We start from the raw sequence: 10,421 nt of genomic DNA on the forward strand, positions 1-10,421 counted from the left end.
AAAGCGCTAGCGCGGCTCGATGGTGACCGGCATGTGCCGGACCCCGGCGTGCTTGTTGCTGCGGACGTACTCGATCGGGCCGGTCAGGGTAACCGCGCCCACCCGGTCGAGCAGCACATCGAAGATCACCCGCATCTCCAGGCGGGCCAGCGTGGAGCCGAGGCAGAAGTGCACGCCGCGCCCGAATGTCAAATGCGGGTTGGGGTTCCGCAGAATGTCGAAGGTGTAGGGCTCGGCGAACACCGAGTCGTCGCGGTTCGCCGACGCCCACCACAGGCTCACCTTGTCACCGGCCCGGATCTGCTGCCCGTGCAGTTCGACGTCGCGGGTGGCGGTGCGCCGGTTGTACGGCGTCGACGACGCCCAGCGCAGCAGTTCCTCGACGGCCACCGGCAGCAGCTCCCGGTCCCGGCGCAACCGCTCCCAGGCCGCGGGATGCTCGCTGAGTGCCGACATGCCGATCGCGATCGAGTTGCGCGTCGTCTCACTGCCCGCGGCGATGATCAGGCTCAAGAACATCTGCTGCTCGTTGGCGGTGAGCGGCTCGCCGTCGATCTCGGCGTGCGTCACCACCGACAGCAGGTCATCGGCCGGGTGGGCGCGCTTGTATTCCAGCAGCTCGGCCCCGTAGGCGTGCATCCGGGCATGGGCCTGCACCAGTCGGTCGCTGACCTCGCCGACTTCGCGGTCCTCGTAGTCCAAGGTGACGTTGGCCCAGTCCATCAGCTCGTGGCGATCCTGCTGCGGCACGCCCACCAACTCCGCGACGGCCTGCAGCGGCAGCTCCGCGGCGACATCGACCAAAAAGTCGCATTCCCGTTTGGCCAGCGCGGCGTCGACGATCGTCACCGCGCGCCGGCGCAGATCCTGCTCGATGCCGCGCAGCGCCCGCGGAGTCATGCTGGGCATCAGCAGCTTTCGGAGGCTGGCGTGGCGCGGGTCGTCCATCATGTTCAGCAGTGCACCGACGGCGAACCCGAGCGGCATGTCCTCCAGGGTGGTGCCGCCGCCGTCGCGGCCGCCGCCGGTCTCCGAGGAGAAGGTCTCGCTGTCGGTGGCCGCGGCGACGATGTCGGCGTAGCGGCTGAGCACCCAGAACCCTTCGCCGCCCGGGGAGTGGGCGGTGGCCGGATGGAACCAGACCGGCGATTCGCGGCGTAACACATCGAAGACGTGATACGGGAAGCCGGACGTGAACCGGTCCAGGTCGGTGAGGTCGACGTCGTCGTGCATCAAGTCAGGACCATACACATTGATTGTGGTGTCCCGTCTATAGTTCGGCGTGTGACCGCGACGGACTGGACGTTGGCGCAGGGTTCACCCCAGCACGGGCGGACCGCCGTTGTGACCGGAGCCAACACCGGTGTCGGCCTCGAGGTCGCCCGGGGATTGGCCATCCTCGGCGCCGACGTCGTACTGGCCTGCCGCAGCCTCGAGGCTGCCGACGCGGCTCGCCGCGACATCCTGCGGACGGCCCCGGCCGCGCGAACCGAGGTGATTCAGCTGGATGTCAGCGACCTGGAGTCGGTGCGCGGCTGCGCCGCCGCGTTGCGGGCGTCATACCCGGTCATCGACATCCTGGTCAACAACGCCGGGGTCATGCACCACAGGAGGCAGCTGACCGTCGATGGCTTTGAGGGCGACCTCGGCACCAATTTCCTCGGGCCATTCGCCCTGACCGGACTGCTGCTCGACCGGGTGCTCGCCTCCGGGGCGGGGCGGATCATCGCGGTGAACAGCAAAACCAGTCGGGGCGGCCGGATCTCGTTCGACGATCTGCAGCTGGAGTCCTCGTTCACCCCGGCGGTGGCCTACACCCAGTCCAAGCTCGCCCAGCTGATGGCCGTGTTCGAACTGCAGCGGCGACTGGAATCGATGGGCAGCCAAGCGATCTCGCTGGCAGCGCACCCCGGCGGAACCCGCACCGGGATCCTGCGCGAGCAATCCCGATCGGTTCGCTGGGTGTTCAACGGGCGCTTCCGCCACCTGACCGGCTGGTTCACCCAGGCCCCGGCCGACGGAGCACTGCCGATGCTGCGGGCGGCGACCGACCCGGCCGCGGCGGGCGGCCAGTTCTACGGGCCGGGTGGGCGTTTCGAGCAGATCGGCCCGCCGGTGCTGGTCCGGGCCGCCGGGCGCGCCCACGACGTCGAGGCGCAGCAGCGGCTCTGGCAGATCGCCGAGGATCTCACCGGCGTGCGCTACCCACTGACCCGCGAACCTTCGTAGCGCCCCGCGCCGCGGTCACCGCCGGGGCGATCCACCGGCGCAGCAGTCGCCGCAACTCGGCGCCCGGGGCGGGCAGCGGCGCCAGGATGAACGACTGCAGGGTGCGCAGCACCATCTCGATGATGTCGTCGATGGCCTGCGCGTCGAAACCGGACCAGTCGACATCCAGCCGCTCGAGAATCGAGTGCCCGAAAGCGCGGCCGGTGTCGGTGGTCACCGTGACGGCGAAGGCGCTGGGCTGCTGGGCGCGCAGCAGCAGCCCGACATAGGGATCATCGGGGAGGCGCTCCAGGGTCAGCGCCACACCTTCGGCGACCGCCTCCCCGGGATCGGTGATGCCGGCCAGTGCCGCGGCGAGTTGGTCCAGAAAATCCCCGACGCCGTCGATCGCGGTGGCCGACAGCAACTCCTCGGTGCTGGGGAAGTAGCGGTAGACGGTCTGGCGCGTGACGCCGAGGGTGCGGGCCACATCGGCGATGCTGGTCTGTTCACCGCGTTCGTCGATGGTGCGCCGGGTCGCTTGCAGGATCCGGGCCACCGCCTCATCGTCGCTGGCCGGCACATCGCCGCCCCAGCCGCGGGTGCGCATCAGAACCTCCCGAGCCGGCGTCGCGTCATAGCCGGAACCGTAATCGACCCGCGGTCCAACGGTGTCATTCGGCTGGCCACCACGTGTAGACCGTCGGCCTCGACGACCGGTAGCCCCACTGCCGCAGCGAAAGTCGACGGTAAGCGTCAGCTGCCCAACTCTCGCGCGATGGCGGCGTGGTAGTCGTCGATCTTGGCCGGATTGACCGCGCGGAAGAAGCCGTCCGGCAACGGCGCGTGCTTGTAGGCCTCGACGGTCATGGTGCGGGTGAACAGCGTGGTGGCATCGGCGGGCTGGGTGAAGTGGTACTGCACCGTGATGCGGCCTGCCATCCCCCCGTTGCCGGCGCGGTCATGGCCGAGGCGTCCGACCGAACTGAAGACCCAGAGTCGGGGTCGGGTGGCGATCGCCAGCTGCCAGCTGAAGATGCGTTCCCCATCCGGGCCGGCCTCGGCCCAGGTGTCGCCCACCTGCAGCGGCAGTCGATCGGGCAGGTTCTCGATGTGGGCACTGCCGGGGTAGGTCTTCGTCCAGTTGGCCGGATTGGTGACGAAGTCGTAGATCGTCTCAGCGGCGTGGCTGAATGCGGTTTCCGAGCTGGTGGTGACGATGCCCAACGCTGTGCCTTTCTGATCGTCGCGCGAGCCGCCGACCAGCGCCCGCACTCAACACACCTTTACAGATGATGAATAAACTGTCTCACTGTTGACCGCGCCACCCGCCGGGTGCTAAGCAAGTGCCCAGCATCTCCGCGACGGGAAAGGTCCAGTTATGGCACTGCAGTCGGTTATCGATGATCTGGCGAAGCGTCCCGGCACCGGCGAGCTGATCCCGGTGATCGACCCGGCCACCGAGGAGCAGATCACCGAGTTCCGCGACGCCGGCCCCGAAGCAGTCGACGAGGCCGTCGCCCGCGCCAAGGCGGCCTACCAGTCGGGCGTCTGGACCGACATCGCGGCTCGCGAGCGCGCCAAGGTGCTGTGGCGCCTCGGTGACCTCATCGACGAGCACGCCAAGGAGTTCACCGAACTGGAGTCGCTGGACGCCGGCATGCCGCCGGCCCAGGCCGAGATGATCGTGTCCACCTGCGCGGAGTTCTTCCGCTACTACGCCGGCTGGTGCACCAAGATCAACGGCGCCAGCTACCAGGTGCAGATGGAGGGCGGTGTCAACAGCACCCACGCCAATTTCCACGCCTACACCCACAAGGAGCCCTACGGCGTCGTCGGGCTGATCTACCCGTGGAACGGCCCGCTGTTCAACGCCTGCGCCAAAGTCGCCCCCGCGCTGGCCGCCGGTTGCAGCAGCGTCGTCAAACCGGCCGAGGAGACCCCGCTGTCGGCGGTGCTGCTGGAGAAACTGATCGCGCAGGCCGGGGTGCCCGACGGCGTCGCCAACTTCGTCATCGGCTACGGCGCCACCGCCGGTGCCGCGATCACCGCGCATCCCGACGTGGAGAAGGTCGCCTTCACCGGCTCCACCGAGGTCGGCAAGCAGATCATGCGCGACTCGGCGGACAACCTGAAGAAGGTCACCCTCGAGCTGGGCGGCAAGTCCCCGGTGCTCATCTACGCCGACGCCGATCTGGACATGGCGATCATGATGGCCTCGATGGGCATCTTCGTGCACTCGGGTCAGGGCTGCGTGTGCGGTTCCCGAATCTTCGTGCAGCGCAGCGTCTACGAGCGAGTGGTGGCCGGCATTGCGATGATCGGGGAGAACCTGGTGCTGGGCGGGCCGAAGGACGAGGGCGCCATGATCAGCCCGCTGGTCAGCCAGAAACAACTCGATCGGGTGCTGGGCTACATCGACCAAGGTAAGAAGGACGGCGTCGAGATCGTCAGTGGCGGTTACCGATTGGACCGCAAGGGCTACTTCGTCAAGCCGACCGTGGTCACCGGCGTCGACCCGGCGACCAGCCGGCTCTACCGGGAGGAGATCTTCGGTCCGGTCGTCACCATCCTGCCGTTCGACGACGACGACGAAGCCGTGGCGATGGCCAACGACACCAGCTACGGCCTGGCCGCCACCGCCTGGACCACGAACCTGGCCCGCGCCCACGATCTGGGCAAGCGGCTCAACGCCGGCATGGTGGGACTCAACTGCCAGTTGACGTTCGACCACAACGTGCCCTTCGGCGGCTTCCAGCAGTCCGGCGTCGGCAAAGAGTTCGGCTACGAGGGCATCGACGCCTACCTGAAGACCAAGTCGATCTGGGCGGCGCTGTAGCGCCGACGGAGTCTTGTGATGGCCGAATGGTTCCTGTTCCTGCCGCAGAGCAGGCTCAGCATCGACGACATCGTGCTGCGGGCACGCACCGCCGAGGCCAGCGGTTTCGACGGCCTGGCGTTCCTCGACCACCTCGAGACCCCGATGGCACCCGACGCCCCGGTCTGGGAGGCGATGACGATCGCCACCTGGGTCGCCGCGCACACCGAACGGCTGCGGATCGGCCACCTGGTGCTCTGCGATGCGTTCCGACATGCCGCGGTGCTGGCCAAGCAGGCGGTGACCCTGGCCGAGGCCACCGGTGGGCGATTCGAGCTGGGGTTGGGATCGGGGTCGATGCCCGACGAGTTGGCCCGCTTCGGCCTTGGCGAACCCACCGCGGGCGGCCGTGTCACCGCCCTGGCACAGACGGTGGCCGCGCTGAAACGCTACTGGTCCGGCGGCGAGGACACCCAGCTGCCGACACCGAGCAGCCCGATCCCGCTGCTGCTGGCCGGCCGTGGCCCGAGGATGCTGAAACTGGTTGCTCAGCATGCGGATTGGTGGAATCTACCGGCCACACACGTCAACGAACTGCCGCAACTGGTGGACAAGATCGGTTCGGCGCGGGCCTCGGTGCAGCAGATGGTCGGGTTCGTCGGCGACGGTGCTGACGCCGAAGCGGTGATCGGCAAGGCACGCCGCCGGTTCAGTCAGCTCGGCCCCGGGCTGGTCTGCGGCGGTGCCGACGAACTGGTCGCCTACTTCACCGGCCTGCGCGACCATGGCGCGCAACGCTTCTATGTGTGGTTCTCCGATTTCGCCGCACCGGAAACGATCGCCGAGTTCGGCAAACAGGTAGTTGCTGCACTGCGGGAGTGAGGGCTCGCGCGGGGTCACTCCCGGTGAAGTTCCTCCGCCGCGGCGGGCCGGGCGTACCTAGGTCAGCCGGCCGGGCGGCGGGATCGGCTGGTCGTCGTCGCGGGGGCCGAACGCGCCGAACCCGTCGACGAGCTGACCGAGTGGCTCGGGCGACCAGTCCCAGGCGGCGATCTGCCGGCGCGACCGCCGGCTGAACACGCCGCGCAGCAGTTCATAGCCGTCGGCGCGCAGCACGGTCACTGACACCCCTGAGCCGCAATGCCATTCCTGCCCCAGTTCGTCGGTGATCACCAGCGTCGCGGTGTCGCGCAGCCGGCGGCCGGGGAAGTAGCCCATCACGTCCAGGAACGGCTGCCAGTGCTCGCGGTCGGTGCGTGGCAGGCCCAGCGCCTCGTGCAGGTCAGCTTCGTGGCAGATGGCGTCCGCGGCCAGATTCGGACCGGTGTGCTGCTCCGGCAGACTCGATTCGACCGCCGGGGCGGCGCGCTCCCATTCGTCGAGCAACTCCTCGATCGGCAGCGCGCGCCGTTCGGCGACGTGCCGTCCGGTCCAGGAGTCGCCCGGCGCACCGTCGAGGCGCCCGGCCAACACATCGGCGGCGCCGCCGACGAGGTGGGCCAGCACGTCGTGCACCGTCCAGCCGGGCGTGGCCGGGACCGGCGTGCGCAGTTGGTGGTCGCCGAGCCCGGCGGCCAGCGCCCCGATCCGGCCGCGAGCGGCGCGGTAGATCGCGTCAAGCATGGGAGCCCCCGGCGCTGGGGCGTCGCGAAAACAGGGTGCCCGTGGGGCTTTCGGGAGTCAGCGGGCGGGTGAGCTGTCGGTCGCCGCGCAGGTTGGCCAGCAGGATACGGCCCATTAACGCCGGGTCGCGTAGCCGCGACGGCGGGTCGACGAGGTTGCGCACCCGTAGCAGGCGTTCGGTGACGACGATGTCACGGGCCGCGGCGTTGCCGGCCGCCTCGGCGAACCAGCGGCCGAGCCGGTGGCGGAGCGGTCGTGGGTGATCCGGCGAGGACGGGTGGTCGGCGGCGGCGTTCGCAGCCCAGACCGGTGCGATCCGGCCGGCCGCGGCGCGAAAGAACCGCTGCGGCAGTGCCGGTCCGCGTTCGCGCAGGCAGTCGCGCAGCACGACCGCCTCGAGTGCCGCCATCGTCATGCCTTGGCCGTGCAGCGGATTGAGCCGGCACAGCCCGTCGCCGGTCACCACCAACCCGGCGGGCATCCGCGGCATTCGGTCGTAGCGGTGCCACAACGCGCCGGTGTCGCGGGACACCGCGAGCTCGCCCATCGGTGTGGCATCGCGTAACCCCGCCATGATGTCGGCCGGCAGGAGCTGCTTGGCCGCGGCCAGCATGGCGGTGAAATCGGATGGGGGAGCGCCCTGCTCGTCGCTGCGGGCGATGGCCAGCATCCAGGTGTCGTGTTCGTAGGCCACCAGCAACAGCACCGGGGCGGGCCGGCCCCGGTTGACGAAGACCAGCCGGTCGGTGAGCCGGTCCGGCGGGATGCGCAGCAGCTGGCTGGAGTAGCCCCAGTTGGCGTTGCGGCGCTGCTCGGGCACGCAGCCGAAGCCGTGCCCGGTCAGGAACTCGGTGGTGCGCGAAGCGCGTCCCGTCGCGTCGACGACCAGATCCGCGGGCAGCACCTGCGTGAGGCGGTTACGTTGATTCGTGACACGGACACCGGTGACCGCGCCCCGGTGGTGCACCGGCTCGATCGCGTCGTGGCCGTCGAGAAATGCGACGTTGCCGATCCGGTCGACACGGCGCCGCACCTGGAACTCCAGGAGCGGCCGGCTCGCGCTGTAGATCGCCAACGACGTCGGATCGGCGAGCCTGCCCGTCCGGTTGAGCTCATGACGGCCGAGACGGGCGTACCGCCCGGACAGGTCGGGGTTGTCGATCACCACCGCGCCGGCGGTGGCGAGCTCGGCGAGGATGCCGGGGAACAGTTCGCCGAGGATGTTGGTGCCGGCGCTGAGGAAGCTGTGCAGGTGGCGGCCCTGCGGCACCCCCTTGCGGTGGACCGGGTGATCGGGCAGCTGATCGCGGTCCACCACCGTGACGCAGTCGTAGAACTCCGACACCACCCGGGCCGCCAGCAGTCCGGCCATCCCGGCTCCCAGCACGACCGCAGACGTTCCCGATTCGCCCACCGCAATCCCCTTCCCGACGCCAGCGGCCAACGATACACACAAATTAAGAAATTTAAGAGTATCTTGGCGTAACAGTAAGGCGCTGGGCCGGCCGGACGGCCGCCGACATGTGATCGCGACCACAGGATTCTCCAGGAATTCGGACAGGCACCTCCCGGCGATCTACCAGACGGCCGCCTTAGATTCACCTTCTGACCACCGCGGGTGGTCGTCGGGAGTCCCCACCTCCGGAGGTCAGGCGAGATGGAATTTGCAGCTACGCCCCCCGAAGTCCACTCCGGCCTGATGTATTCCGGAGCGGGGCCCGGGCCGTTGCTGGCCGCCGCCGCGGCGTGGTCCGGGCTGGCCGGCGAACTGCACTCCGCGGCCGCGGCCTACCGTTCGGTGATCGCCGATCTGTCCGGGTCCTGGCACGGGCCGTCCGCGATGTCGATGGCGGTGGCGGCCACCCCCTACGCGGAATGGATCGGTGCGACGGCGCTGCGGGTCGAGCACGTGGCCGGCCAGGTCGCCGCGGCGGCCGCGGCCTACGAGACCGCGTTCGCGGCGCACGTCCCGCCACCGGTGATCGCGGCCAACCGCAGCCTGCACATGACGCTGGTTGCGACGAACCTGCTGGGGCAAAACACCCCGGCGATCGCGGCCACCGACGCGCTCTACGCCGAGATGTGGGCGCAGGACGCTGCGGCCATGTACGCCTACGCCGGCTCGGCGGCGGCTGCCACCGAGGTCAGCGTGTTCGACCCGGCCCCGGAGACCGCCGACCTCGCGGCCGTGACCCGGGCGGTCACGGCTGCGGAGAATGCCGGGGTCAGGACCGCCTCGGCCGCCCCGTCGCGGGTTTCGCAACTGATGTCGGCGGTGCCCCGAGCGCTGCAGCACCTCAATCCGTCCCCGGCGCAGGCGGCGCCGTCGCTGGGTGACGTCGGTTCGGGGATCGGCGACGTCGGCAAACTGCTGGGCGACCTGGTGGGGCCGTACTCGCCGCTCGGTCACCTCTCCAACCTCGGCAGCGGGTGGCTGATCGCCGGGCAGCTCGTGGGCTTGGCCCAGAATCCGCCCGGCGTGGCCGCGGTGCTCAGCGGCCCGGCACCGGTCACCGGTGCACTGGGCCCGCTCACGGGTGGGTACATCTCCTACCAGCTGCCACTGTCGGCGGGGGGTTCGACGGGTGCCACGGTGGCGGCCAGCGCCGGACAGGCGAGCATGGTCGGATCGCTGTCCGTGCCGGCGAGCTGGGCCACCGCCGCACCGGCCGGAAAGGCGCTGCCGGCGGCACTGTCGGGCAGCCCGGCCAGCGCCGGCGCCGCGGCGTTCGCCGTCGAGGGCTCATCGAGTGCGATGTTCAACGAGATGGCGCTGTCGAGCCTGGCCGGGCGCGCCCTCGGTGGCACCGCGGTGCAGTCCGTCGCGGGCGGTGCCGTGCGGGTGATCGACAAGGCGCCCGACACCGAGGCGCTGACCACCGCAACCATCCTGGTCATCCCGGTGCCCGAGGAGGGGGGTGCGTCGTGATCGACTTCGCTGCTATTCCCCCGGAGGTCACCTCGGGCCTGATCTACGCCGGTCCGGGTGCCGACTCACTGCTGACCGCGGCCACCGCCTGGCAGGGATTGGCCACCGAACTGCAGGCCGTCACGGCCTCCTATCGCGCCGTGCTGTCGACGGTGACGGTGGACTGGGTCGGCCCCTCGTCGGCGGCGATGGTCGCCGCCGCAACGCCCTTCGTGGAGTGGGTGTCGGCTGCGGCCGCGCAGGCCGCTGCGGCGGCGGCGCAGGCCGGTGCCGCGGCGGGCGCCTTCGAGGTGGCGTTGGCCGCGGTGGTGCCACCGCCGGTGATCGCGGCCAACCGCAGCCTGCGAGAAGCGCTGCTGGCGACCAACACCCTCGGGCAGAACACCGCGGCGATCGCGGCCGCTGACGCCCAGTACGCGCAGATGTGGGCCCAGGACGCCGCCGCGATGGTCCGATACGAGGCCGCCGCCGCGGCGGCCACCCGGCTCACCCCGTTCGCCTCGCCGCCGCAGTCAACCAACCCGGCCGGCCACGCCGGACCGGGCACCGCCGCAGCCGGGGACGCTTCGGAGATTGCGGGGATCTCGGGCATCTACGAGGCACTGTTCAGCACGCTCGGCGGGGTCATGAAGTTCGGTGGGCTGGGCAATGTCGTGTTGAGCGGGCCCAACTTCGGCATGGTCCAGTTCAAGACGTTCCACAAGCCGCAGACGCTGCTGCCGGAGATCCCGAGGTCCGCGCTCGGGGCCGGCCTGGGTGCCGGGTTGAGCGGCGGGCCGGCGTCGGCCGCGCGCGCCGGCATGGCCCGCGCGGTGACGGCCGGCGTGGGCGCGGCGCCTACCG

10 protein-coding genes are annotated in these 10,421 nt (G+C 70.1%); 5 read left to right on the forward strand and 5 right to left on the reverse strand.

Translation table 11 applies throughout. The features are described 5' to 3' along the window. Positions 1–6: 6 nt before the first annotated feature. A complete protein-coding gene (locus ACAG20_RS09150; protein ID WP_370492348.1) occupies positions 7–1,233 on the reverse strand; it encodes a cytochrome P450 in 1,227 nt (408 codons plus the stop codon). A gap of 51 nt (positions 1,234–1,284) precedes the next feature. Here ACAG20_RS09150 and ACAG20_RS09155 point away from each other — a divergent pair, with 51 nt between their 5' ends. Next, positions 1,285–2,229 carry an oxidoreductase gene (locus tag ACAG20_RS09155; protein ID WP_370492314.1) on the forward strand — a complete coding sequence of 315 codons (945 nt, stop codon included), beginning with the start codon at positions 1,285–1,287 and terminating at the stop codon, positions 2,227–2,229. Here ACAG20_RS09155 and ACAG20_RS09160 read toward each other — a convergent pair. Together ACAG20_RS09160 and ACAG20_RS09165 are read right to left on the reverse strand one after the other, a co-directional pair. Beyond that, on the reverse strand, positions 2,189–2,818 hold the full coding sequence (locus ACAG20_RS09160; protein WP_370492315.1) for a TetR/AcrR family transcriptional regulator: 630 nt from the start codon (positions 2,816–2,818) through the stop codon (positions 2,189–2,191). The two genes, ACAG20_RS09155 and ACAG20_RS09160, sit on opposite strands and share 41 nt — an antisense overlap. A gap of 146 nt (positions 2,819–2,964) precedes the next feature. Beyond that, the gene (locus ACAG20_RS09165; protein ID WP_370492349.1) at positions 2,965–3,435 is read right to left on the reverse strand and encodes an SRPBCC family protein; all 471 of its coding nucleotides are present in this window, start codon (positions 3,433–3,435) and stop codon (positions 2,965–2,967) included. Between the two features lie 154 nt (positions 3,436–3,589). Between ACAG20_RS09165 and ACAG20_RS09170 the strand changes: the two genes are divergently transcribed. Together ACAG20_RS09170 and ACAG20_RS09175 are read left to right on the forward strand one after the other, a co-directional pair. After that, a complete protein-coding gene (locus ACAG20_RS09170; protein WP_370492317.1) occupies positions 3,590–5,047 on the forward strand; it encodes an aldehyde dehydrogenase in 1,458 nt (485 codons plus the stop codon). Positions 5,048–5,065: 18 nt separating this feature from the next. Further along, on the forward strand, positions 5,066–5,908 hold the full coding sequence (locus ACAG20_RS09175; protein ID WP_370492318.1) for an LLM class flavin-dependent oxidoreductase: 843 nt from the start codon (positions 5,066–5,068) through the stop codon (positions 5,906–5,908). Between the two features lie 57 nt (positions 5,909–5,965). Here the strand turns inward: ACAG20_RS09175 and ACAG20_RS09180 are convergent, their stop codons facing one another. Both ACAG20_RS09180 and ACAG20_RS09185 read right to left on the reverse strand, forming a co-directional pair. Beyond that, positions 5,966–6,649, reverse strand: coding sequence for a maleylpyruvate isomerase family mycothiol-dependent enzyme (locus tag ACAG20_RS09180; protein ID WP_370492319.1), 684 nt, complete (start codon positions 6,647–6,649; stop codon positions 5,966–5,968). Then, entirely contained in the window at positions 6,642–8,063 is a 1,422-nt protein-coding gene (locus ACAG20_RS09185; RefSeq protein WP_370492321.1) for an FAD-dependent oxidoreductase, read from the reverse strand. The genes ACAG20_RS09180 and ACAG20_RS09185 overlap by 8 nt, the downstream gene beginning before the upstream one ends. 243 nt (positions 8,064–8,306) lie before the next feature. Here ACAG20_RS09185 and ACAG20_RS09190 point away from each other — a divergent pair, with 243 nt between their 5' ends. Continuing rightward, the gene (locus tag ACAG20_RS09190) at positions 8,307–9,578 is read left to right on the forward strand and encodes a PPE domain-containing protein (protein ID WP_370492322.1); all 1,272 of its coding nucleotides are present in this window, start codon (positions 8,307–8,309) and stop codon (positions 9,576–9,578) included. Then, positions 9,575–10,421 (forward strand): PPE family protein (locus tag ACAG20_RS09195; protein ID WP_370492324.1); only part of this gene is annotated, 847 nt, incomplete at its 3' end. The genes ACAG20_RS09190 and ACAG20_RS09195, both read left to right, overlap by 4 nt.

The organism is Mycobacterium sp. pW045, assembly GCF_041287085.1.
In the GTDB taxonomy this organism is placed as follows: domain Bacteria; phylum Actinomycetota; class Actinomycetes; order Mycobacteriales; family Mycobacteriaceae; genus Mycobacterium; species Mycobacterium algericum_A.